19 protein-coding genes and 1 pseudogene are annotated in these 23,321 nt (G+C 38.4%); 15 read left to right on the top strand and 5 right to left on the bottom strand.

Annotation, left to right across the window (positions count from 1 at the left end; genetic code table 11):
- Positions 1-113 precede the first annotated feature (113 nt).
- The 7 genes and pseudogenes from OQX63_RS01635 to OQX63_RS01605 all read left to right on the top strand — a co-directional run bounded on the left by OQX63_RS01635 (position 114) and on the right by OQX63_RS01605 (position 9,573).
- Positions 114-1,781: pseudogene (locus tag OQX63_RS01635) on the top strand (Na+/H+ antiporter).
- A 71-nt stretch (positions 1,782-1,852) separates the two neighbouring features.
- Positions 1,853-3,154, top strand: a complete 1,302-nt coding sequence (locus tag OQX63_RS01630) for an ATP-binding protein (RefSeq protein WP_265849151.1) — start codon at positions 1,853-1,855, stop codon at positions 3,152-3,154.
- A 176-nt stretch (positions 3,155-3,330) separates the two neighbouring features.
- On the top strand, positions 3,331-4,071 hold the full coding sequence (pxpB, locus tag OQX63_RS01625; protein WP_265849150.1) for a 5-oxoprolinase subunit PxpB: 741 nt from the start codon (positions 3,331-3,333) through the stop codon (positions 4,069-4,071).
- Complete coding sequence (locus OQX63_RS01620; protein WP_265849149.1) at positions 4,068-5,060, top strand: biotin-dependent carboxyltransferase family protein; 993 nt, start codon at positions 4,068-4,070, stop codon at positions 5,058-5,060. The genes pxpB and OQX63_RS01620 overlap by 4 nt, the downstream gene beginning before the upstream one ends.
- A gap of 8 nt (positions 5,061-5,068) precedes the next feature.
- Complete coding sequence (locus OQX63_RS01615) at positions 5,069-5,824, top strand: 5-oxoprolinase subunit PxpA (protein WP_322974201.1); 756 nt, start codon at positions 5,069-5,071, stop codon at positions 5,822-5,824.
- Positions 5,821-7,005, top strand: a complete 1,185-nt coding sequence (locus OQX63_RS01610) for an NRAMP family divalent metal transporter (protein WP_265849147.1) — start codon at positions 5,821-5,823, stop codon at positions 7,003-7,005. The genes OQX63_RS01615 and OQX63_RS01610 overlap by 4 nt, the downstream gene beginning before the upstream one ends.
- Positions 7,006-7,014: 9 nt before the next feature.
- Complete coding sequence (locus tag OQX63_RS01605; RefSeq protein WP_265849146.1) at positions 7,015-9,573, top strand: M1 family aminopeptidase; 2,559 nt, start codon at positions 7,015-7,017, stop codon at positions 9,571-9,573.
- A gap of 283 nt (positions 9,574-9,856) precedes the next feature.
- Here OQX63_RS01605 and OQX63_RS01600 read toward each other — a convergent pair whose 3' ends face one another.
- Positions 9,857-9,991, bottom strand: coding sequence for a hypothetical protein (locus tag OQX63_RS01600; RefSeq protein ID WP_265849145.1), 135 nt, complete (start codon positions 9,989-9,991; stop codon positions 9,857-9,859).
- Between the two features lie 179 nt (positions 9,992-10,170).
- On the opposite strand from OQX63_RS01600, the gene OQX63_RS01595 reads away from it, so the two are divergent.
- The 5 genes from OQX63_RS01595 to OQX63_RS01575 are packed head-to-tail and all read left to right on the top strand — an operon-like array spanning position 10,171 to position 16,211.
- Complete coding sequence (locus OQX63_RS01595; protein WP_265849144.1) at positions 10,171-11,553, top strand: mercuric reductase; 1,383 nt, start codon at positions 10,171-10,173, stop codon at positions 11,551-11,553.
- Position 11,554: 1 nt separating this feature from the next.
- Positions 11,555-12,514 carry an ABC transporter ATP-binding protein gene (locus OQX63_RS01590; RefSeq protein ID WP_265849143.1) on the top strand — a complete coding sequence of 320 codons (960 nt, stop codon included), beginning with the start codon at positions 11,555-11,557 and terminating at the stop codon, positions 12,512-12,514.
- Entirely contained in the window at positions 12,507-14,078 is a 1,572-nt protein-coding gene (locus OQX63_RS01585; RefSeq protein ID WP_265849142.1) for an ABC transporter permease/substrate-binding protein, read from the top strand. Before OQX63_RS01590 ends, OQX63_RS01585 begins: the two co-directional genes overlap by 8 nt.
- Entirely contained in the window at positions 14,078-15,229 is a 1,152-nt protein-coding gene (gene egtB, locus OQX63_RS01580) for an ergothioneine biosynthesis protein EgtB (protein ID WP_265849141.1), read from the top strand. The genes OQX63_RS01585 and egtB overlap by 1 nt, the downstream gene beginning before the upstream one ends.
- 7 nt (positions 15,230-15,236) lie before the next feature.
- Positions 15,237-16,211: an L-histidine N(alpha)-methyltransferase gene (locus OQX63_RS01575; RefSeq protein ID WP_265849140.1), complete on the top strand. Its 975-nt coding sequence runs from the start codon at positions 15,237-15,239 to the stop codon at positions 16,209-16,211.
- On the opposite strand, the gene OQX63_RS01570 is transcribed toward OQX63_RS01575, so the two are convergent.
- Positions 16,208-17,281 carry an aminotransferase class V-fold PLP-dependent enzyme gene (locus tag OQX63_RS01570; RefSeq protein WP_265849139.1) on the bottom strand — a complete coding sequence of 358 codons (1,074 nt, stop codon included), beginning with the start codon at positions 17,279-17,281 and terminating at the stop codon, positions 16,208-16,210. The two genes, OQX63_RS01575 and OQX63_RS01570, sit on opposite strands and share 4 nt — an antisense overlap.
- Positions 17,282-17,390: 109 nt before the next feature.
- On the opposite strand from OQX63_RS01570, the gene OQX63_RS01565 reads away from it, so the two are divergent.
- Together OQX63_RS01565 and OQX63_RS01560 are read left to right on the top strand one after the other, a co-directional pair.
- Positions 17,391-17,870, top strand: a complete 480-nt coding sequence (locus OQX63_RS01565) for a DinB family protein (protein ID WP_265849138.1) — start codon at positions 17,391-17,393, stop codon at positions 17,868-17,870.
- Between the two features lie 107 nt (positions 17,871-17,977).
- Complete coding sequence (locus OQX63_RS01560; RefSeq protein ID WP_265849137.1) at positions 17,978-18,361, top strand: VOC family protein; 384 nt, start codon at positions 17,978-17,980, stop codon at positions 18,359-18,361.
- A gap of 63 nt (positions 18,362-18,424) precedes the next feature.
- Here OQX63_RS01560 and OQX63_RS01555 read toward each other — a convergent pair whose 3' ends face one another.
- From OQX63_RS01555 to OQX63_RS01545, 3 genes are all read right to left on the bottom strand, one after another.
- Complete coding sequence (locus OQX63_RS01555) at positions 18,425-19,621, bottom strand: acetate/propionate family kinase (RefSeq protein ID WP_265849136.1); 1,197 nt, start codon at positions 19,619-19,621, stop codon at positions 18,425-18,427.
- A 2-nt stretch (positions 19,622-19,623) separates the two neighbouring features.
- Entirely contained in the window at positions 19,624-21,711 is a 2,088-nt protein-coding gene (pta, locus tag OQX63_RS01550; protein WP_265849135.1) for a phosphate acetyltransferase, read from the bottom strand.
- Between the two features lie 340 nt (positions 21,712-22,051).
- Positions 22,052-22,270 (bottom strand): DUF6965 family protein, encoded by a 219-nt coding sequence (locus OQX63_RS01545; RefSeq protein ID WP_265849134.1) that lies wholly within the window; start codon positions 22,268-22,270, stop codon positions 22,052-22,054.
- Between the two features lie 239 nt (positions 22,271-22,509).
- Here OQX63_RS01545 and OQX63_RS01540 point away from each other — a divergent pair, with 239 nt between their 5' ends.
- On the top strand, positions 22,510-23,187 hold the full coding sequence (locus OQX63_RS01540; RefSeq protein ID WP_265849133.1) for a competence protein: 678 nt from the start codon (positions 22,510-22,512) through the stop codon (positions 23,185-23,187).
- The last annotated feature ends 134 nt before the right edge of the window (positions 23,188-23,321 follow it).

Genomic DNA, 23,321 nt, shown 5'->3' with positions numbered 1-23,321 from the left:
ATTCGTTTTTAATAAGCGCGATTATCAAAAAAACATTTACGCATTGAGATGAGCATCATGTTCCAATAATTTTCGATCCTCCAATTTGTTATTCCCATCAAAATATAACCTTAATGCTTAGGCATTCGGTTCAAATTTGTATTTTAGACCAAGCCTCAAATTATATGCACGAACTCATCATACAATATGCTTTTTTGCTAGCAGTTATTCTGTTTGCGGTGATGCTGGCACAAAAAATAAGGGTTGCATATCCAATTGTATTGGTCATTGCCGGCTTAATCTTAAGCTTTTTACCTACACTTCGTCATATTGAAATAGAGCCGGAACTCATTTTTGTAATCTTTTTACCCCCATTATTATACGAAGCTGCGTGGAACACCTCATGGAAAGATTTTTGAAAATGGCGCAGGGTGATCAGCAGTTTTGCTTTTCCAATTGTTATTTTTACTTCCAGTATTGTTGCGCTAATTTCTAAAAGTCTGATTCCGGGTTTTACCTGGGCATTGGGTTTTTTATTAGGTGGTATTATTTCTCCACCAGATGCGGTATCAGCATCGGCCATACTTAAAAATGTTAAGGTGCCCAAAAGGCTTACCACTATTTTAGAAGGCGAAAGCTTACTAAATGATGCATCCAGTTTAGTGGTATTTCGCTTTGCATTAGCTGCGGTAATGACGGGTAGTTTTATGCTGAGTAAGGCTGCGGGTAATTTTGTACTGGTTATTGTAATGGGCGTTTTAATAGGGATTGCAGTAGCCCTGATTTTTTATGCTTTGCACAGATGGCTGCCCACCACCACCAATATTGATATTATCCTTACATTTTTAACCCCCTATGTGATGTACATTACTGCAGAGAAATTTGAATTTTCAGGGGTATTGGCTGTAGTAAGTGGTGGTTTGTTTCTTTCAGCCCGGCGGGATGAAATCCTTACCCATAGAAGCCGGTTGCAGAGCATAAACGTTTGGGAGGCCGTAGCTTTTGTACTGAATGGATTTGTTTTTTTATTAATCGGCTTAGAATTTCCTGTAATTATCAATGGTTTAGGGAGCGATGGTCTTTGGCCCGCTATCCGTTACAGTACAATTATTTGTCTGGTTTTAATTGTTACAAGATTAGCAAGCACTTATGGTGCCTTGTATTTTACGCGTTTTATTAGTCGTTTTATTACAACGGCAGATCCAAATCCAAGCTGGAAAGCATCTTTGCTTTTCGGCTGGGCAGGCATGAGGGGAGTGGTATCGCTTGCCGCTGCGCTCTCTATCCCGGTGGCTTTAAAATCTGGTGCAGTTTTTCCGCAACGTAACTTAATCTTGTTTATCACATTCAATGTAATATTGGTTACTTTGATTTTACAAGGCTTAACATTGCCATTATTGATAAAATGGCTAAATATGCCAGATCCCGATTATACGATTCCTTTTGAACAGCAAAAACAAATGGTAAGAAAAAAATTATCCATGTTATCGCTTAAAATTTTGGATGAAAAATACCATGAAGCCTTCTCAAATAATGATATGATCAGATCAATCAAAATTCGGATTGAAGCAGAGATGGAATTACTGAGGGATTGGGAAAAAGAAGAGAACATTTCCAGATCTGAAGACTTTTATCACGATTACCGTATTGTATTGGAAGATATTATGGCGCAGCAGCGCACTTTACTGAAAGGGTTAAATAAAAAAGAGCAGATTAACGATGAGCTGATCAGAGAGCAATTAGAGCTGCTCGATATAGAAGAAGAAAAACTTCGTAGGCATTTTAGTCAGCGGGAAATATAACGGGCCCTGTTTTAGAAATAATTGGGTAGTGTAAGGAATTCGTTATTTTAAAGCTTAAAAGATCAAATTTTATGGTATATTTGCTAATTATTTTAGTAAATATGTCGGTAAAGGTTAATATCACTTCAAAAGGAATACAAAAAGTACTTAAAAACTATAATGAAAGACAGGCGATTGCCGAATACATTTGGAATGGTTTTGATGCCAATGCAAATACCATTCATGTAGATTACGTATCCAATCCATTGGGGCTTTTAACCGAATTAAAGATTGCTGATAATGGTTACGGAATCAATTTCGACCGCTTAACACAAAAATTTGAGCCATTTTTCGAATCTGAAAAATCCATTCAGATTGTAGCGCCAAAACATACCTCCAAAATGCATGGCCGTAATGGGGTGGGTAGGCTTACCTTTTTTACCTTCGCACACGATGCCGTTTGGCATACCACTTATCAATCAGAACAAGGTTTTCATAACGGCGAAATCCGAATTAATACGGGTGGTTTAAATAATTATAGCTCCGATTTTTCCACTGTTCCGAGCCATACCGGTACAACAGGTACAACTGTTTCGTTTACCAATTTGAAGATCAGCCAGCAAGATATAGAAACAATAGTGCTTCCGTTTTTGATCAACGAATTCTGTTGGTTTATAGAATTGAATAAACATAAGAATTACGCCATTATTGTAAATGGCGAAGCATTGGATTTTAGCAGCAATATTAAAAGTATAGAAGAATTTAAGCTTGTTTATCCTGATACTGCTGTTACTTTTAAAATCAAATATGTGCACTGGAAAGAAAACCTGCACAAAGAATTGTCCAAATACTATTTTTTGGCCAGTGGCGAAGAAATTTATAAAGATTACACCACCTTAAATAAAAAAAGCGACGATTATTTCCATAGTGTTTATATCGACAGTGATTTTTTTCGTGACTTCGATTTTAAAAGTTTCGAAAATGAAGGGCAGGTGGCCATTTTTGGTGCGGCTAAATCTTCGGCCGAATACAGGTTTTTGATTAAAGCACTAGCCGAATACCTTAAAAGTAAACGCAAACCATTTTTAAAAGAATATGCCAACAACTTGATTCAAAGTTACGAGCAGGACGGGATATTTCCGGTTTATGCCAGTGAAAGAGAAAAAGAATTAAGGAAGCCTCCATTGGTTAATTTAATTAAGGCATTGTATGAGATAGAACCAAAATTATTTGGCAGCTTAAATACCGATCAGAAGAAAGCCTTCGTACGCCTGATCGATCTCTTAATGTGCGCCAATCTCCATGATAAAATTTTTGAAATGTTTAAAGGCATGATCGAATTAGATGCTGAAGAGGAGCATGAACTATTCCAATTGATAAACGACCTGAAGTGACTGAAAAATAGTTAAATATTAAGCCGTGATGATCAATTTTTAGCCAATAAGTCAATTTTAGCGATCCTATTCCCAAAATTTTTGTGATTTTAATAATATATAGCCATTTTTATAGCGGCAGTTTACTTATTATGTCCATATATGAAGGTATTTAAAGATAAATCTTGCTGTTTTGTATGAATAAGCAGAAGAGATATTTAGGGACAAACATTCCATTAAAAATTTACGGGTTGAGCGAAAAATCGGTTACCATAACATTTGGAACGGAAATCGATAATGATTTGTTGGACCTGATTACAGATTTTAATCAGTTGCTGCTGCAAAATCCCTTTCCTGGTTTGATTACTACAGTCCCGGCTTATACTACCTTAACTGTTTTTTATAATCCACTAAATGTGATATTATCAGATCTTCCTGGTGAGGTCTGTTTAGAAAAGGTATCTGCCCACTTAAATAAAATTGCAGAGATAAACAGAAAAGAATCAGAGGTTATGGATGATCATTTGGTTATTCCGGTGTGTTATGGAGGCGATTTTGGTCATGATCTTTTAACGGTAGCCCGTCACAATAACCTTTGCGAAAGCGAGGTAATCGATATGCATACGGCCGGGTATTATACGGTTTTCATGATCGGATTTGTACCAGGCTTTGCTTATATGGGTGGTATGGACAACAGATTATCCACACCTAGAAAAGAGGTTCCTGCTGCTAAAATTCCTGCCGGATCTGTGGGTATTGCAGGTAATCAAACTGGTATTTATCCCCTCGAAACACCTGGCGGATGGCAGATTATCGGCAGAACACCATTAGAGATGTTTGATGTTAACCGTGCGCAAGCATCCCTTTTAAAGGGAGGAGACAGGGTTAGCTTTAAAGCCATTGCTCAGGATGAGTTTAATACTTATATGGGAGTATGAAAATCAGCATCATTAAGCCTGGCTTATTAAGTACCGTTCAAGATATGGGAAGGTACCGGTATCTATCGCAAGCTGTGCCTGTTTCGGGTGCGATGGATGAATTGGCTCATCGTATAGCCAATAAGGCTGTTGGCAACAACGATAATGACGCAACCATTGAGTTTGCCTATGCTAACGCTTCATTTAAAGCTGAAACACCAATTCTGATATCCTATTCTGGCGACGGTGCTTTTTTAGTTTATGATGACGAATTAATGCCTGCAGAAAAGCCATTGTTTTTTGCGGCAGGTTCTGTGATCAGGTTGATCAATAACCCAGTTGGGGTGCATACCTATCTGGCTGTAGCCGGTGGATGGGATGTGCCTGATGTAATGGAAAGCAAAAGTACTTACCTAACAGCTGGCTTTGGGGGCTTTAAAGGGAGGAAATTGCAAAAAGCAGACGTACTGGTGAGCCGCACCATCCTTAATGAAGTATCCGATAAAATTTTGAATCAATTGATCGAACGATCGTTAACCTATCCAAATTGGCGCATTTCGCGCGAGTGTTTACTGCCGGAGAAAAGGCAAAAGATTAGGGTTGTTCTGGCCAATGAAATCTGTTGGTTTGATGCAACATCCATTCTTTCGTTTTTAACCAGTAATTATATCATTGATTTAAGGAGTAACCGTATGGGCTATCATCTGGCTGGGAAGCCATTGGTAAAGAAAGTTAAAAAAGAATTGCTCAGTACGGCGGTAACACCGGGGACTATACAGGTAACGGGGAGTGGCGATTTGGTTATGCTCATGGCCGACTGCCAGACAACAGGTGGTTACCCCCGTGTGGCCCACGTGGCAGCAGTTGATTTGCCCTTATGTGCGCAGCTTAAACCTGGCGATATGATTCAGTTTTCTGAAATCTCAAGAGATGAGGCAGAAGAGCTTTATCTTGAGCGTGAACATGATTTATCATTGATTACCATGGCAATAAGCCTAAAATATATTTAAACATGAAAATGATCGATCTTAATTGTGATATGGGAGAAGCATTTGGAAGTTATACCATGCCAAATGATGAAAAACTGATGGATTATATTTCATCGGCAAATATTGCCTGCGGTTTTCATGCAGGCGATCCTGCCATCATGCAGCAAACCGTAACCTTAGCAATAAAAAAGGGGGTATCCATAGGTGCGCATCCTGGTTTGCCTGATTTACAAGGTTTTGGTCGAAGAGAAATAAAGATAAGCCCAAATGAAGCCTATCAGCTTACTTTATATCAAATTGGTGCACTAAGTGGTTTTGTAAAAGCTGCCGGTAGTAAATTGCATCATGTTAAGGCGCACGGTGCATTATATAATATGGCTGCAAAGGATACTACTTTGGCAAAAGCGATCGTACAGGCCGTTTTCGATTTCGATCCGGGCTTAATTTTATATGCCTTAGCAGGAAGCAAAATGATCGCTGAGGCTGAAAAATATGGCATTGCAACCGCGTCAGAAGTTTTTGCCGATCGGAGCTATCAGGATGATGGTTTACTTACCCCGCGCTCAGCAGATCATGCTTTGATTACGAATGAAGATGATGCTGTTTATCAGGTGCTGGGATTTGCTTTAAAACAGGAGGTGAAAAGTGTAAATGGAAATCGTATTGCAGTTAAGGCAGAAACGGTTTGTTTGCATGGCGATGGTGAGCATGCTGTTGAGTTCGCTAAACTAATAGCCGACAGGCTAAAAAAAGAAGGAATCATCATTAAAGCTCCAACAATATGAAGCCAAAATACAATTGGAGCGTACTTTTAGGTGCTGCTTTTTTAATGGCCTCATCAGCCATTGGTCCGGGTTTTTTAACACAAACAGCTGTTTTTACCCAGCAACTGGGCGCAAGTTTTGCATTCGTCATCTTGCTATCCATCATATTAGATGCTATTGCACAGTTAAACATCTGGCGGATTATTGCCGTAGCAGATAAACCTGCGCAAGATATCGCCAACAAGGTATTTCCAGGGCTGGGCTATTTTATTTCTTTTTTAGTTTTTTTAGGTGGCTTGGCCTTTAATATTGGTAATATAGCTGGGGCTGGCTTGGGATTAAATGTGTTGTTTGGTGTTAGTGTTGGGCAAGGTGCGGTAATTAGTGCGATTATGGCTATAGGAATCTTTATTTATAAGGAGGCTGGCAGAGCCATGGATGTTTTTGCCAAAACTATGGGGCTGATTAAAATTGTGCTCGCGCTAATTATAGCTTATACCAGTTCACCACCATTGGCAGAAGCGGCATTAAGGGCAGTAAATCCTACACAGTTTAGTTTTACCGCAGTATTAACTATAGTTGGCGGAACCGTTGGCGGTTATATTACTTTTTCGGGGGCTCATCGTTTACTGGATGCCAGACAAACAGGGATACAAAATTTAGGTGCCGTAAATAAAGGTGCATTAAGTGCCATCGGACTCGCATCTATCATGCGTTTATTATTATTTATAGCGGCTTTGGGCGTGGTAAGTAAAGGCTTAACTTTAGACCCTGCTAATCCAGCCGCTTCGGTTTTTAAATTGGCCAGTGGCGAAATAGGATATAAAATTTTCGGTGTGGTGATCTGGGCTGCGGGAATTTCTTCTGTAGTAGGTTCTGCATATACCTCCATCTCTTTTATAAAGAGTTTTCATCCATTGATATTAAAGTTTAACAGAGAGATTATAATTGCTTTTATATCAATTTCTTGTGTTATTTTTCTTCTTATTGGTAAACCAGTTAAAATACTACTTACCGTAGGAGCCATAAATGGTTTTATTTTGCCTGTTGCATTGGGTATTATGCTTATTGCAGCTTATAAAACCAAAATCATTGAAAATTATAAACAACCTTTATGGTTAACCTTAACAGGTTTAGCTGTGGTAATAACCATGGTTTGGATGAGTTATGGTACCATTATACAAATGATAAACGGAGAATAAATTTATAAAATGAATACAATGATCAAATGTTTTTGCTTTTTAGCATTATTGATTTCAACCTCTTATGCGCAGCAACCAAAAACGGTAGCTGTGGCACCTGGGGTTTCTCTGGCATTGGCAAACGCCAGAAGCGCTGCAATAAGTAATATTGAATATAAACTTCACTTTAATATACCAGCTGAACAAACAGCTCAAATTATATCAACTGAAAGTATTGATTTTAAATTAAATAAGTTAATTTATCTGCAGATTGACTTTAAGCAGAATATAGATCATCTTAAGCGGATAATTGTGAATGGAAAAACCATACCCATCGATTTTAGAGCAGAACATCTCTTAATTAAGCAGGAGTATTTAAAGATCGGTAATAACCATATCGAAACGGAATTTATTGCCGGAAACGAGTCATTAAACAGGAATAAAGATTTTTTGTATGCCCTTTTTGTTCCTGATCATGCCAGAACGGTATTTCCTTGTTTTGATCAACCTGATTTAAAGGCTAATTTTTTACTTTCATTAACCGTTCCAACTCATTGGAAGGTAATGGCTAACGCTGCTAAAAAGGATTCGATAGTAATGGATAATTCGATTACTTATCATTTTAACCGTTCGGATAAATTGCCAACTTATTTATTCTCTTTTACCGCGGGGAAATATACGCTGATCAACCGGGTAATGAAAAATAACAACATGGAATTTTTGCACCGTGAAACCGATTCTGCGAAAATTAAATTTAGCGTTGATTCTGTTTTTGCAGCACACCGTGATGCGATCGATTTTTTGGAAGACTGGACATCGATTAAATATCCCTTTCAGAAAATTGGTTTCGTGAGTATCCCCGATTTTCAGTTTGGCGGAATGGAGCACCCTGGTGAAGTACAGTATAAGGCTTCGTCATTGTTTTTAGATCAAGGTGCAACTAAAGATCAGTTTATTTCGCGATCTAATCTCATTTCGCACGAAACAGCTCACATGTGGTTTGGCGATCTGGTAACCATGAAATGGTTCAATGATGTTTGGATGAAAGAGGTTTTTGCCAATTTTATGGCCGATAAGGTTACCGAAAAATTAATGGGCAAAAGCACTTTCGATCTTAAGTTTCTCCAGGATCATTATCCGGCGGCTTATGGCGTAGACAGGACGTTAGGTGCTAATCCCATCCGGCAGCAATTGGATAACCTGCAGGAAGCTGGCTCAATGTATGGAAATATTATTTACCATAAAGCGCCAATTATGATGCGTCAGTTGGAATTGTTAATGGGCAAAGAGAACTTTCAAAAAGGAATCAGGGAATACCTTAAAAAATACAGTTATGGCAATGCTACCTGGAACGATCTGATTGCTATTTTAAGCAAATACACCAAAAGTGATTTATACAGTTGGAATAAGGTTTGGGTAAATGAGCCTGGCAGACCGGTTTTTACTTCTGAAATTAAATACGACGGAGATAAAATTAGCGATTTAAGCCTCAGCCAAACCAGTGAAGTGGGCAGACAAAGGATATGGCCACAATCTTTTTCAGTTAAGCTGGTTTATCCTGCTTATAGCAAGGTTTTGACCGTTAATGCGATGGAAGCAAAAACGATTGTGTTGGAGGCAAAAGGACTTCCAAAACCTCAATACATCTTGTTTAATGCCAACGGCGCAGGTTATGGTCTTTTTCCGGTGGATAAACAGATGATGGCTGATGTTTATAATATTGCAGATCCATTGGAACGGGCCTCAGCTTACATCAATACTTATGAAAATATGCTTTCGGGTAAAGGTTTTAAGCCTGATGAACTCCTGATGATATTACTTAAAGGAATTACTGTAGAGAAAAACGAAATGAATCTGCGTTTGCTCACCGGTTATATGACCAGTATTTACTGGACATTCCTGAATGCAGATAAGCGGGAATCAATTCATGTTTTAATGGAGAAAACCATTTGGAATGCCTTAACAGAAGAGCCTCTTGCAAATAATAAGAAAATACTTTTTAATGCTTACCAGAACATTTATAAAAGCCCTGAAGCAGGAAAACGTTTATATGATATCTGGTTTAAACAATCAGCACCAGAGGGCGTGAAACTTCAGGAAGATGATTACAATTCGCTGGCTTTAACCTTAGCGCTTAAAACTGATACGGTTAATACCATCCTGAAAGAACAGTTATCGCGGACAAAAAATGATGACCGTAAAAACCGGCTCGTTTATTTAATGCCTGCGCTATCGTTGGATGTGAAGGAACGGGATAATTTTTTCAATGCCTTAAAAGAACGTAAAAACCGTCAGAAAGAAGCTTGGGTAACCACTGCTTTGGCTTATTTGCATCATCCCATCAGGCAAAAAACATCTATCCGTTATCTGAAAGAAAGCTTGGATTTACTGGCAGAAATACAGCAAACAGGAGATATATTTTTTCCGCAATCGTGGTTAGCGGCTACCTTCTCGGGTTACAATAACAAAGAAGCAAATGCCATAGTGCAAGATTTCTTAAAATCACATCCTGCTTACAATCCAAAATTAAGGGATAAAATTTTGCAGACTACCGATAACCTTCGAAGGGCACAGCAGATAGTGGAATAATGATTAAGCTTTGGACTGCTAAAAAGTTATCAGAGGAATTTATGCGTTTCTTGCCAGAGGGTTAATTTAAATTTGAAAAGGGTAAACATTTTTTGTTTGCCCTTTTCTTATGAGTTATTCGTAATTAATGCCAAATACTTTCTCCTCCATTAAGAGTTTAAGGGCATTAAAAAATTCGTTGATAAGGTTCAAATTTTACATCACCTTACAAAAACCAAAATTAAAAATAACCTTAATTTCTTAATGGTCGGGATTTAGTCTAAAAAGCGAGAAATAATGGTTATTAATTGAAAGATTCTGTTTGACTGTTCAAATCGTCCAATAAACTGGTTAAAACCATTTCTCTTTTATCCTCAATAGAAGTATCATCCTGAATAAAAACGGTAAGGTTCGTAGTTTCTGCTGTTTGAGTTTGCATGAGTAAGGGATTTACGTTTGTCAATTTAATATCTACAAATCTTTAACGCAGATTTTTGAATATAGTTTGTAACTTTTTTATTTAAACTTTAATAATATTCCAGTTAAAGAATAAATCATTTGTATCAAAACATTGACCTACATATTCAGGTTATTATTGGAGCAAAACAAATCCTTTTAATGAAACATTACGACGCGATAATTATTGGAGCGGGGCAGGCAGGCACACCATTGGCTAAAAAACTCGCTGAAGCTGGTAAGAAAACAGCTATAATTGAAAAAAGATTGGTTGGTGGCACCTGTATCAATGATGGCTGTACACCAACAAAAGCGATGATTGCTTCTGCAAAAGCCATATATCAGGCTAAAAAAGCTTCAGCATTAGGTATTGAAATCGGAACAGTTAAAATTAATTTTAAGAAGATAAAACAGCGCAAAGATGATATTGTAGCGCAGTTCAGGGCATCATCAGAAAAAGGAATTGACGAAACGACAGGGCTTAGGCTCATCTTCGGAACGGCAAAATTCAGCGCCGAAAAAGAATTAACTATTGCGCTTAATGAAGGCGGAGAAGAAAAAGTAACAGCAGATTGGATTTTTATTAATACCGGAGCAAAAACTGCTATACCAGATATAGCGGGATTGGATCAAATTGACTATCTCACTTCAACAACAATTTTAGATATAGAAACTGTTCCGGAACATTTGGTGGTTATCGGTGGTAATTATATCGGTCTGGAGTTTGGACAAATGTTTAATCGCTTTGGCAGTAAAGTCACCATTTTAGAGAAATCGTCAAGTATATTGGCAAAAGAAGACGAGGATATTTCATCAACCCTGACCGAAATTTTGACCGATGAAAAGATCGAAATCCTTAAGGATGTAAAGGTTGATAAAATCAGTCAGGATAAAAAACAGCTTCGTGTGTCACTCCAATCCGGTAAAACTAAAAAGAACATTACGGCAAGTCATGTACTCCTGGCAGTCGGGCGCATACCGCAAACTGCTGATTTGGGCCTCGAAAACTGTGGTGTTAAAATGGATGATCACGGCCATGTAATGGTGAATGAAAAACTGGAAACCAACATTAAAGGCATTTATGCATTGGGTGATGTAAAAGGAGGGCCAGCCTTTACGCACATTGCCTATAACGATTATACCATTGTTTACCGCAATCTGATTGAAGGCACCAAGTATTCCATTCAAGATCGGCCTGTGCCATATTGTATGTTTACCGACCCTCAACTGGGTAGGATCGGTATTTCGGAAAAAGAAGCAAAAGAAAAGAAATTAAATTATAAAGTAGCCATGATTCCAATGTCGCAGGTGGCACGAGGAATTGAAACCAACGAAACTTTGGGCTTGATGAAAGCAATTGTTGACCCTGATACGAAAAAGATTTTAGGTGCAGCTATTTTAGCTTCAGAAGGCGGGGAAATCATGTCTGTTTTGCAAATGGCCATGGAAGGCGATATTACTTATGATAGAATCAGGTATTGCGTTTTTGCACATCCTACCTATACAGAATCGCTGAATAACCTATTTATGAAACTTGATAAATAATATGATCGAATTAAAAGAGATAAGCAAGAAATTTGGAGATACCCAAGCGGTAAAGCAAGTCTTTTTTAGGGTTGCGAGGGAGGAAACATTGGTATTGTTGGGTACCAGTGGCTGTGGAAAAACTACCACCTTGAAAATGATCAACCGTTTAATTGAACCCGATGCAGGACAGATTTTTATCAATGATAAAAATATCACCGATGAAGATCCCAATGTTTTGCGCAAGGGAATAGGTTACGTGATGCAGAATATTGGCCTTTTTCCACATTATACCATTGCCGAGAATATTGCACTCGTTCCAAAGCTGTTGAAATGGGATAAGGCAAAAATTATAAACCGTACACACGAACTGATTGAAAAGCTACACCTGACGGAAAATACCTTGAGCATGTATCCGCATGAATTAAGTGGCGGACAGCAGCAACGTGTAGGTCTGGCCCGTGCGTTGATTACCGATCCGTCCGTATTATTAATGGATGAGCCATTTGGAGCCTTAGATAATGTTACCCGCACCAGCATTCAAAAGGAATTTAAAGCTTTAGAGGAGTTGAAAAGGAAAACCATTGTGATGGTAACACATGATGTTTTGGAAGCTTTTGAGCTGGCAGACCGGATTTGTTTAATGGATAAAGGAGAGGTGGTTCAGATTGGTACACCTAAAGAATTATTATATCAGCCAATAAACGATTTTGCAAGGAATTTTCTCGCGGGACAAAGGCTGGCATTAGCGTTTAAAGTAATTAATATACAGGATATTTGGAGTTATTTACCTGAAGAAATCATTCATCATGGAGAAAGTGAAACTGCTGAGTTAAGTATATGGGAAGCCATGGAATTATTGCGAAACAAGGATCGCTTTGAGCTTTTCATTTCAGGAGCTAACAAAACCATCAAATCCATCAATTTCGAGCAGTTAACCAAAGGATTTAACCAATACCAAAACGCACAGCTGCATGAATGAGCAACAGCAAACCTTATGGCAATTTATGTCAGGGCAGTCTGATAAACTGCTCAGTCAGACTTTACAGCATGTAGGTTTAACCTTTATTTCTTTAATCCTCGCTATCGCCATCGGTTTACCCTTAGGTATATTGATTGCGAGAAAGAGAAAACTTTCAGGAACAGTTTTGGGCATTGCAGGGGTGTTGCAAACCATACCAAGCATTGCCTTATTGGGATTTATGATTCCGGTTTTAGGGATTGGTGCAAAACCTGCAATTGTAGCACTGCTCATTTATGCCTTGCTGCCGATTATTCGAAATACTTATACGGGCATTATTGGCATTGATCAGCATGTTAAAGAAGCGGCAAGGGCGATGGGAATGAGTAAAGGCCAGATTTTACTAAAAGTAGAATTGCCTCTTGCCATGCCCGTTATTTTGGCTGGCATCCGTACCGCTACTGTAATTAATGTTGGAGTGGCTACGCTGGCCTCATTTATTGCTGCAGGTGGCTTGGGTGAATTTATTTTTGGCGGTATTTCGCTTAATAATACGAACATGATTTTGGCTGGTGCCATTCCAGCAGCCTTACTGGCGATTCTACTTGATGCTTTACTTTCGCTTGTTCAAAAAATGGATGTCAAAAAGTTGAGGAAAGCCTTATACATTTTTCCTGTCGTGATTTTGGTTTTAGGTGGGTTTTATGCCTTACCTTCAGCTTATGGCTCTACCTTAACAGCTGGATTTACACCTGAATTTATGGGCAGGCAGGATGGAGACCTGGGATTGAAATCCACTTATGGCTTAAAGATCCATACCATTGTGATCAGCGATGCGGTGATGTATAAAGCTGCTTATGCAAAAGAACTGGATGTCATCAGCGGTTACTCTACAGACGGACGTTTAAAAGCTTTCGACCTTAAAATTTTAAAGGATGACAAGAATATTTTTCCACCTTATTACGCTGCACCGATAGTTCGGGATGAAGCTTTAAAGCAATTTCCCGAATTGGAAAAAACTTTGAACCTGCTCTCCGGTAAAATTACAGATTCGATCATGACGGATCTGAACTACAGGACAGACTACCTCCATCAGCAACCGGAACGGGTAGCTAAGGATTTTCTGATCAGCACGGGCTTGTATAAAGCAGCTAAAAACGGACAAAAAGGTACCGTTCGGATTGGTTCAAAGATTTTTGGTGAACAATATATTCTTGCTGAAATATACAGCATGCTGATTAAAGGCAATACAGATTATGCTGTATCGACCAAAACCGGGTTGGGCGGAACCAAAATTTGTTTTGATGCGCTAATGAACGATCAGATCGACTTTTATCCCGAATATACCGGAACAGGCCTCTTGGTGTTGTTGCAGCCAAATCCAACAATCGCAAAGGAAATGGCACACGATAAAGAAAAAACTTACGACTATGTAAGTGCCGAATTTCAAAGAAAATTCAAAATCAAATGGCTAAAACCTATTGGTTTTAACAATTCATATGCTTTAATGATGCGACAAAAACAATCAAAAGAACTGAATGTTAATAGCATCACAGACCTTAAAAAATATCTGGACAAAAATTAATGACACTCGTAGAAGAATACTTGCAGATTAGGAAATATTCCGAACAGGTTTGTGAACCTTTACAAACTGAAGATTATGTGGTACAGCCTGTTGTAGATGTAAGTCCGCCCAAATGGCATTTAGGCCATACCACCTGGTTCTTCGAAACCTTTATACTTAAGCCATTTTCCGTTAACTATCAGGTATATAACCATGATTATAATTTCGTATTCAATAGTTATTACGAAACCGTTGGCAATCGGGTAATCCGTACTGATCGGGGCAATTTAAGCCGACCAAGCGTGAATGAGATTTACCAATACCGGGCTTATATAGATGAAGCCATGACAAATTTTTTAAACACACCTTTAAAGGATGAAGTTAAGGAATTATTGGTTTTAGGCTTTAATCACGAGCAGCAACACCAGGAACTGTTACTTACTGATATTAAATACATTTTGGGTAACAATCCGCTTTTTCCCGTCTATTCGAAAGATAGAAAAGAAGTTTTAGCCATAAACAACCCAGAACCCGGCTTTATTAATATTTCCGAAGGTGTTTACGAAATTGGTTACGAAGGAACGGGTTTTAGCTTCGACAATGAACTGAACAGGCATCAGGTTTATCTGCACGATTTCTCCATTAGTAAAACATTGGTAAGTAATGCCGAATTTTTGGAATTTATCCATGCAGGTGGATATGAAAATTTTAACTATTGGCACGCTGAAGGCTGGGATTGGGTAAAAAGCAACCACATTACATCACCCATGTACTGGCATTTAGTTGATGGAGAATGGTTTAACTACACTTTTGGGGGACTTTTACCAATAGATCCAAATGCACCGGTAAGCCATGTGAGTTATTATGAAGCTTATGCCTATGCAAGTTGGAAAGGCATGCGTTTGCCTACCGAATTTGAGTGGGAAGTGGCTGCAAAAAACTTTAGTTGGGGCGAAAGGTGGGAGTGGACAGAAAGTGCTTATCTGCCTTATCCTGGTTTTAGTAAAGCAGCAGGAGCCATCGGCGAGTACAATGGCAAGTTTATGGTCAATCAAAAAGTACTTAGAGGGGCTTCCATCGCTACACCGCAAAATCATTCACGAATTACTTATCGAAATTTCTTTCATCCGCATTTAAGATGGCAATATACAGGCATACGCCTGGTAAAATAAAATTATTATGAGCATCACTACCATTGAAATACCAACCGACAACAAAATGCAGTTTCTTCAGGAAACTCTAATAGGGCTAAAATCTGAGCCGAAATTTATGCTTTCCAAGTACTTTTATGATGCTACCGGAGACCGTATATTTCAGCAGATTATGGACATGGAAGAATATTATTTAACCAATGCCGAAATGGAAATTCTCCAAAATCAGTCTGCACAGCTTTCAGAAGCCATATCTGCAGATGGAACAGCCTTTGATCTGATCGAATTGGGTGCGGGTGATGCCACCAAGTCTATCCATTTATTAAAATCTTTGTTGGATGCTGAAATGGAGTTTAGCTATTTTCCAATTGATATTTCTGAACATGTTATTGCCGATCTGGAAGAAAATCTGCCTAAAAAACTTCCTGCATTGGATATTACAGGCCTAAATGGTGATTATTTCGACATGCTGAAAAAGGCCACTGAATTGTCTGACCGTAGAAAAGTAGTGCTATTTATGGGTGCAAACATTGGTAACATGACAGTTGCTGATGCAGAAAGTTTCTGTTTTTCGCTGAAGAAATTACTCTCTCCAAACGATCTGCTCATTATCGGTTTCGACCTTAAGAAAAACCCGCAACAGATTCTGGCCGCCTACAACGATAAGGGTGGAATTACCAGGTCTTTTAATCTCAATTTGCTTCAACGTATTAATAATGAGCTTAATGGTGATTTTAATGTTGATCAATTTGAACATTATGCCAGTTATGATCCGGCAACAGGTGCGTGTAAAAGTTATCTCATCAGTTTAAAAAAACAGATTGTAAATATTAGGCACCAAGTTATTCATTTTGCAGAGAATGAGTATATTTTTATGGAAATCTCCCAAAAATATTCTTTGGGAGATATTGATCAATTGGCAGCAAAAGCAGGTTTTACACCAGTTCAGCGCTTTTTTGACAAAAACCGATATTTTGTGGATGCCATTTGGCGGGTAGATTAATTCTTCCCGTCTAACACTTCGAGCAGCTGAATTAAATCTTCTTCCGTATTATAAAAATGAAATGAAATCCTGGTGCCGGCACCCCTGGGTGAGGCGAGAATTTTAGCAGCAGCCAGTTTATCTACTGTTTTTTGATCCAATGGCATACTCATAATTGTAGATTGATATTTTCTGTCAAGCATCCAATCTGGGACTAATCCTCTCGCATTTAATGCTAACCTGGCCTGATTACTGAGCGTTTGCGTAGTTTTTTCAATTTCATCAAAACCCATTGCACTCAGATACTTTAAACTTTCGTTTAAGGTGCCAAAGTTTAAAGTATCCAGGTGTCCAGGTTCGAAACACATTGATAAATGATCCTTCTCTTTTAAGAATGGCGCCGTAGGTAAATTGGCCAATTTGTTTTTTGCATAAATCGCATCTTTCATCTGATCGGATAGCATTACATAACCATTTCCATATCCGGCTAAAAGCCATTTATATCCACTGCCAATTAATGCATCTAAGCCCGATTTTTCAAAATTAAAGGTAGCGGTGCCCAAAAACTGGGTGCCATCACCAACCAATAACAGGTTAGGATAGGTTGTTTTTAGCTTCTGGATAAAATCATCATCCATTCTGAAACCACTAATGTACTGTACCATGCTAAATGCAAGTATGGTAGGTTTAAATTCTTCAATGGCGTTAATGATGTTTTCTTCTAGCTTTTTATCAATCGGCACGCTATCATAATCAAAACCCATACTCATTATGGGGTAACTCACCGAGGGATATTCTTCTTCTAACAGTAAAAAACGATGATTTCTATCTAATCCATTCAATAAAATATTGAAGCCTATCGAAAAATTCTGAACGAGATAAGTGTTTTCAGGCTTTGATCCAAAATGTTTTGCGATGTTATTTCTAAGTTCAGTAATAAGGGGCATACTTTCCATTTTGAAAAGGCTTCCACCAGCCATAAATGCTTCATCATGTTGGGTCCGCCATTCAGCTAGATTAGTCGATAAAATGCCCGAATTAGCCGTGTTGAGGTAAGTATATTCTTTGAGGATAGGGAAAGATAGGTTCATGCCCAAATTTAAAAGAATTGTACATTAAAAATAAATGCTGCCTACCAAAATTGATTTTTATACAAACCTATGAGAATCAGGATTGTTGTTTTATAAATATACATGCATTATGGAAAGTCAAACCGAAATATTGGTTATTGAATTAAAAAAGCTTTTAAACGGGGGCGGAGCACATGTAGGGTTTAAAGATGCAGTTGCCAATTTACCATTCAATCTCCTGGGCGAAAAGCCTTATAACTTACCCTATAGCATCTGGCAATTGGTAGCGCATATTAAAATCGCCCAATGGGATATGCTGGAATTTAGCAAAAAGGGAGACCATCAATCGCCAAAATGGCCCGATGAATATTGGCCAAAAGAAGTGGCTCCAAATGACGAAGAAACCTGGCATAACACATTAAAGCAAATCGACGACGATTTGCAAGCGTTTATAGCACTATTGGAATCATCAAATATATACAATACAATACCACATGGCGATGGACAACGTATTTTGACTGAGGCTTTACAGATTGCAGATCACAATGCTTATCATATTGCCGAAATTATTGTCATCAGGCGTTTGTTAGGTGCATGGAAATCTAGTTAACATTAATCTTGAGGCCGGTATTTTGCCGCCAAAATAGTAATTATTGCCAGGCCAATCAGCCAAATTAATTATCTGTTCTTCCTAAAAAGAATTAAAAACACTAAGTTATGTTACAAAACTCAAAAGCATTCAGTTCATTTTCTGTAGATGATGTACAGAAAGCAAAAGAATTTTACAAGGAGATATTGGGCCTCGAAGTTAAAGATAACCCAATGGGAGTGATTGAAGTGGTGGTTTCAGGATCATCAAATATACTCCTTTACCCAAAACCTAACCATGTTCCCGCAACTTTTACTGTGCTTAACTTTCCGGTTGAAGATATAGATCAGGCTGCCGATGCATTGATAGCCAAAGGCGTGAAGTTTGAAATTTACAACCAGGAATCCATCAAAACCGATCAAAAAGGTATTTCGCGTGGAAACGGTGGGCCGAATATGGCCTGGTTTAGAGATCCGGCAGGTAATATCTTGTCTATTTTGGAAACCACCTAGGCTTAACTAGACTCCGGAGTTGTCAAAGCGAGGGCCATAGCGCAAACTTCGGAAGTCTTGCGGTTAGCCTATAAGCCCAAAACACTGATGTGCAATTTCGTATTCTTCATTAGTTGGAATAACCAATATTTTAACTTTTGCAGCTGCTGTGTTAATTTCTTTTAATTCACCCTTATAAGCTGTGTTCAGTACCGGATCCAATTCAACACCCAAATATTCAAGTTCTGAGCACACTGCTTCGCGCATGTTGCTGTCATTTTCACCCACACCTGCGGTAAATATAATGGCATCAATGCCATTTAAAACTGCTGCATAAGCACCGATAAATTTCTTGATCCGGTAAGCATATAATTTAATAGCCAGGGTAGCCGCTGCATCGCCTTCGTTTATCATTTTTCTAATATCGCGCATATCACTCGAGCCGCCCACACCCAAAAGGCCAGATTGTTTGTTAACCAAAGTACTCAATTGTGCTAAAGTATATCCGGAATGTTCCATTAAATGAAAAATAACCGATGGATCGATATCTCCGGAACGTGTGCCCATCATTAGTCCGCTTAAAGGTCCAAAGCCCATGCTGGTATCTATTGATAGACCATTTTTGATAGCCGTTATGCTGCAACCGTTGCCTAAGTGGATGCTGATGATTTTGCTGTCTTTTTGGTCTAACCAATTCACCGCTTGTTCACTTACATATTTATGGCTGGTACCATGAAATCCATACACCCTAATGCCATTTTCTTTATAATACGATTCTGGAATGGCATAACGATAAGCCTGTTCAGGTATAGTTTGATGAAAAGCCGTGTCGAATACTGCAATTTGTTTGGCATTAATAAAAGTCTGTTCGGCTACTTCAATGCAATTATAATTGACAGGATTATGTAACGGCGCAAGCGAAAACAGCTTTTTGATCTGATGTTTTACATCGTCTGTAATAATTGTCGGCCCTGAAAAATGTTCACCACCATGTACTACGCGGTGACCAACAGCCGCAATATCATCTGGACTTGCAATTACTGCATGATCTCCGTTGGTTAATAAGTCCAAAACCTGTTTTAATGCTTCGCCATGGTTTGCTATAAAACCAGATTCTTCAATACTAAACTTTTCGTCATTGCGATAAACCGTATGTTTTATAAAAGACCCCTCAATGCCGATGCGTTCTACCAACCCACTGCATACAGGTGCTTTTTCTGGCATTTTAAAAAGCTGATATTTTAAGGAACTACTTCCGGAATTGATGACTAAAATGTTCATATTTAAATGTCTTGACATTGGATTGCTGTAATAACAACGGTATTAAAAATATCATCTACGGTACAACCGCGACTCAAATCGTTTATGGGTTTGTTTAATCCCTGTAACATTGGTCCAATGGCCAATGCACCGGTTTCCCGTTGTACTGCTTTATAAGTATTATTACCGGTATTTAAATCAGGGAAGATCAATACACTTGCCCTGCCCGCTACTTCAGATCCCGGGAGTTTTTGTTTACCCACCAGCGGGTCTACAGCAGCATCATATTGTATTGGTCCTTCAATTTTTAATTCCGGATGCCTTGCTTTAACTATGGCCGTGGCTTCTCTTACACGTTCTACATCTTCACCTTCGCCTGATGTACCGGAAGAATAAGATAACATGGCTATACGTGGCTCAATACCGAATTTTGCACTGCTTTCTGCCGAGGAAATGGCTATTTCTGCCAATTGCTGGGCAGTAGGATTGGGGTTAACCGCACAATCGCCAAATATGGCCACCCGTTCTGGCAGGCACATAAAGAAAATGGAAGAAACTACTGATACGCCTGGCTTTGTTTTAACAAATTGTAAAGCAGGTCTGATGGTATGCTGAGTAGTATGAACGGCACCCGAAACCATCCCATCAGCATCACCTTTGTAAACCATCATGGTTCCAAAATAAGAAACATCGGTCATCATATCTCTGGCCATTTCCATGTTCACATTTTTGTTTTTACGCAATTCGTGTAAGGTATTCACATAATCGCCATAATGGGCTGAATGGGCAGGATTATGGATTTTTAAACTGTTGATATCTAAATTTAATCCAAGCCTTTTAATACTATTGGTAATTTCAGTAGGATCGCCTAAAAGCGTAATGTCTACAATATCTTGTGTAATGAGTTTTTCTACCGCCTTTAAAATACGCTCATCATTACCTTCTGGTAAAACAATGTGTTTTTTATCGCGTTTGGCCCATTTAACCAGTTGATATTGAAACATATGTGGTGTAATGCCCTGATAGCTAAAGGTGATGATTTTATCATCAAGCGCTTTTATATCTACATATTTTTCGAAAAGCTCTATGGCCAAAGCAATTTTTTTCTTGTTTTCAATGGTGATTTTTGAGTGGATCCCGCCAATAGTAGTAGTGGTTTCGAAAGTTCCTTTTGGTACCGCTATAATAGGGATAATGGTCTGTAAACCTTCAATCAATTTAATAATGGGCTCATCGGGTAAACTGCCTGCAGTTAAAACAATGCCTGCAATCTTTGGATAATTGGCTGATAAATTGGCCTGAAGTGCGCCAATAATAATATCACCACGATCGCCTGGGGTAACAATAAGCAGGTTATCTTTAATGTGCCTTAAAAAATTGGGTAACATCATGGCACCGGTTACAAAATTATCAACCTGATTGTCCAGCAGTTCTGTGCCAAAAAGTACCTCGCCACCAAGTGCCAAAGTAATTTCTTTCATGGTTGGGCTTTGTAGGCCTGTTTCAGTCGGAATTACGGCGATCAATAATTCAGCTGGTAATTGATTACTTAAAGCTTGCTTAATACGGTCTGCCTCTTCTGGATTTACCATATTCGCCACCACACCTAATACCTGTACATCGCGCAACAAAAAATTACGGTAGATATTAATGGCTGATTTAAAAAGCTGACTTGCCGTTTTGTTTTTTCCCGATACGACTATTAAAACAGGGGCACCTAAGTTTTTGGCCATCAAAGCATTCGATTCGAACTCAAATGCTGTACCTTCACCTAAAAAATCGCTTCCCTCAATTACAGTAAAATCGTAGTTGTCTTCGAGTTTTTTATATTTACTGATGATAGTATTAATAATCCCTCCACTGTCTTCCGATTGATGAAGCATTTCCTGTCTGGTAAAAGCAAAAGCATCCTCATAGTTAACAGGTAGCGAAAAATAATCCAACATGGCTTCTACATGCTCGTCCTTTTTATTCTGATCGTCTTGTGCAATAATGGGTTTAAAATATCCCACTTTCTGAGTTTTTGCCAGCAACATATTAATCATTCCGAAAGCAATTACTGATTTACCGGTATAAGGCTCGGCTGAAGCAATGAATATATTTTTAGTCATAATAAAGGTGCAAATGCATATCAATAACGAATTATGCCCAATATAGTTGGAAATATTTATTTTAAAAACTAAAGTGCGTTAAGTTATTTACGTCTTAATATGCTAAAGCCTAGTGGTATGGTGACGTACGGCCAGGTGAAATGCTGATTTATAATGATTTGTGACATATATCAACAATAGGTTCATCATTATTTATTAAGCAATATAAATAATCAGGAAGAATTAAAGGGGGGAAGGACCCATACCTTTTGTTTATTTTGTCCGCAAAGGAGAAATCTTCAGTAGGGTCTTTAGCCGTTTCCCATGTTGCTACGCTAAAGTTAAGGTAACTACTGATGTTTTACGCATTTGATTCAATTAATAATTTCAGCATTTTAAGCCTGTGGGTAATCGGTAGGTTAACTTTTGCATCAGGGTTAAGTTTTAGCGGCATCAGATGGCTTTCCAAAAAATGATCATAATCAGTAATTACTGTTGCCTCATTTAGATAAATTGGAACCTGCTGCTTACCGGCCTGGGCAAAAAAATCTTCTAACTGCTGTATTTCTTGGATGGTCATGTTGCAAAGTTAGTGAATAGTTTGGAGTATAAAAGTCAGAAGTCCGGTATCGGAGGTCCGAAGACAGAATTAAAAGAAATGGCCGACCAGCTTAGTATATCCGGTGCCTTACTTTGTGTATGCTGTGGTTTAATAAAGTTCCGAATTTAAATGTCTAAACTAAGCCCTTGTTGTACTAAAAAAATTAGTTTAATTTTGTGCTTCCCTAATAGATTGTTTTTTTATTGTGCGAACAGAGAATGGATAATGGTGAACTAAGAAGAGATGTTCCTGGCGAGGAAATGCTTACTGGTATTTCATCAGTAAAAAAGGAATATTACCGAAAAGAAACTGTGTGGCATCGCGATTGGAAGTTGGCTTTTCCACCATCGTTTAGAGAAGTTGCCTTTTATGATGCTACCCATTCCGATCTTCACCGGGCAGATATATTTACCCCATCTGGTTATACCATCGAATTTCAAAATTCTCCAATTACACTTGCAGAACTAAATAGCAGGGAGGCCTTTTACCCAAATCTGATATGGGTATTAAATGGTAAAAAATTTAAGGGTTTTAAGATATTGAAACATCTGCCTGATGTAGATGATCCGAAGTTAGATGAATATGAGTTCTGTCATTCTGATCACCTTTCAATGGTCAGGAAAGCGGAGGTGATTCAGGGAATACCCAATCCAAAAATACTTAACTTCTATCATCCTGAACTGAAAGGAGTTAAACTTACCTCCAATTTATATTCTTTTTGCTGGAAACAGCCCCATAGCGTATGGTATGCTGCCACTGCTAAGATTATTGTTGATTTAGGCGGCCATTTTTTATATGAACTAAAGCAGCGAAAACAACTGAATGGGAATTATCCCTATCTTAAAATGCTGAGCAGAAAAACATTTATTGATTGGCATACCCCACCAGAACTTTAAAGAACCGTAAACAGCTGAAATATTATCGTTCAACTTAATATAAAAGAGGTGTATTATAGGTGTAAATTGTCATAATGAACTTGCTGAATGACCGCCTCAAATCCTTTAATTGTATTTCGAAGGGCTAAAAATGG

The sequence above is a fragment of the Pedobacter sp. PF22-3 genome (assembly GCF_026239555.1).
GTDB lineage: Bacteria > Bacteroidota > Bacteroidia > Sphingobacteriales > Sphingobacteriaceae > Pedobacter.
This window is presented reverse-complemented; position numbering and strand designations above follow the sequence as displayed.

What these genes read in the sequence shown, in the direction of transcription:
- OQX63_RS01630 (WP_265849151.1), top strand. Translation starts at nt 1,853, where the DNA reads ATGGTATATTTGCTAATTATTTTAGTAAATATGTCGGTAAAGGTTAAT.
- pxpB (WP_265849150.1), top strand. Translation starts at nt 3,331, where the DNA reads ATGAATAAGCAGAAGAGATATTTAGGGACAAACATTCCATTAAAAATT.
- OQX63_RS01620 (WP_265849149.1), top strand. Translation starts at nt 4,068, where the DNA reads ATGAAAATCAGCATCATTAAGCCTGGCTTATTAAGTACCGTTCAAGAT.
- OQX63_RS01615 (WP_322974201.1), top strand. Translation starts at nt 5,069, where the DNA reads ATGATCGATCTTAATTGTGATATGGGAGAAGCATTTGGAAGTTATACC.
- OQX63_RS01610 (WP_265849147.1), top strand. Translation starts at nt 5,821, where the DNA reads ATGAAGCCAAAATACAATTGGAGCGTACTTTTAGGTGCTGCTTTTTTA.
- OQX63_RS01605 (WP_265849146.1), top strand. Translation starts at nt 7,015, where the DNA reads ATGAATACAATGATCAAATGTTTTTGCTTTTTAGCATTATTGATTTCA.
- OQX63_RS01600 (WP_265849145.1), bottom strand. Translation starts at nt 9,991, where the DNA reads ATGCAAACTCAAACAGCAGAAACTACGAACCTTACCGTTTTTATTCAG.
- OQX63_RS01595 (WP_265849144.1), top strand. Translation starts at nt 10,171, where the DNA reads ATGAAACATTACGACGCGATAATTATTGGAGCGGGGCAGGCAGGCACA.
- OQX63_RS01590 (WP_265849143.1), top strand. Translation starts at nt 11,555, where the DNA reads ATGATCGAATTAAAAGAGATAAGCAAGAAATTTGGAGATACCCAAGCG.
- OQX63_RS01585 (WP_265849142.1), top strand. Translation starts at nt 12,507, where the DNA reads ATGAATGAGCAACAGCAAACCTTATGGCAATTTATGTCAGGGCAGTCT.
- egtB (WP_265849141.1), top strand. Translation starts at nt 14,078, where the DNA reads ATGACACTCGTAGAAGAATACTTGCAGATTAGGAAATATTCCGAACAG.
- OQX63_RS01575 (WP_265849140.1), top strand. Translation starts at nt 15,237, where the DNA reads ATGAGCATCACTACCATTGAAATACCAACCGACAACAAAATGCAGTTT.
- OQX63_RS01570 (WP_265849139.1), bottom strand. Translation starts at nt 17,281, where the DNA reads ATGAACCTATCTTTCCCTATCCTCAAAGAATATACTTACCTCAACACG.
- OQX63_RS01565 (WP_265849138.1), top strand. Translation starts at nt 17,391, where the DNA reads ATGGAAAGTCAAACCGAAATATTGGTTATTGAATTAAAAAAGCTTTTA.
- OQX63_RS01560 (WP_265849137.1), top strand. Translation starts at nt 17,978, where the DNA reads ATGTTACAAAACTCAAAAGCATTCAGTTCATTTTCTGTAGATGATGTA.
- OQX63_RS01555 (WP_265849136.1), bottom strand. Translation starts at nt 19,621, where the DNA reads ATGAACATTTTAGTCATCAATTCCGGAAGTAGTTCCTTAAAATATCAG.
- pta (WP_265849135.1), bottom strand. Translation starts at nt 21,711, where the DNA reads ATGACTAAAAATATATTCATTGCTTCAGCCGAGCCTTATACCGGTAAA.
- OQX63_RS01545 (WP_265849134.1), bottom strand. Translation starts at nt 22,270, where the DNA reads ATGACCATCCAAGAAATACAGCAGTTAGAAGATTTTTTTGCCCAGGCC.
- OQX63_RS01540 (WP_265849133.1), top strand. Translation starts at nt 22,510, where the DNA reads ATGGATAATGGTGAACTAAGAAGAGATGTTCCTGGCGAGGAAATGCTT.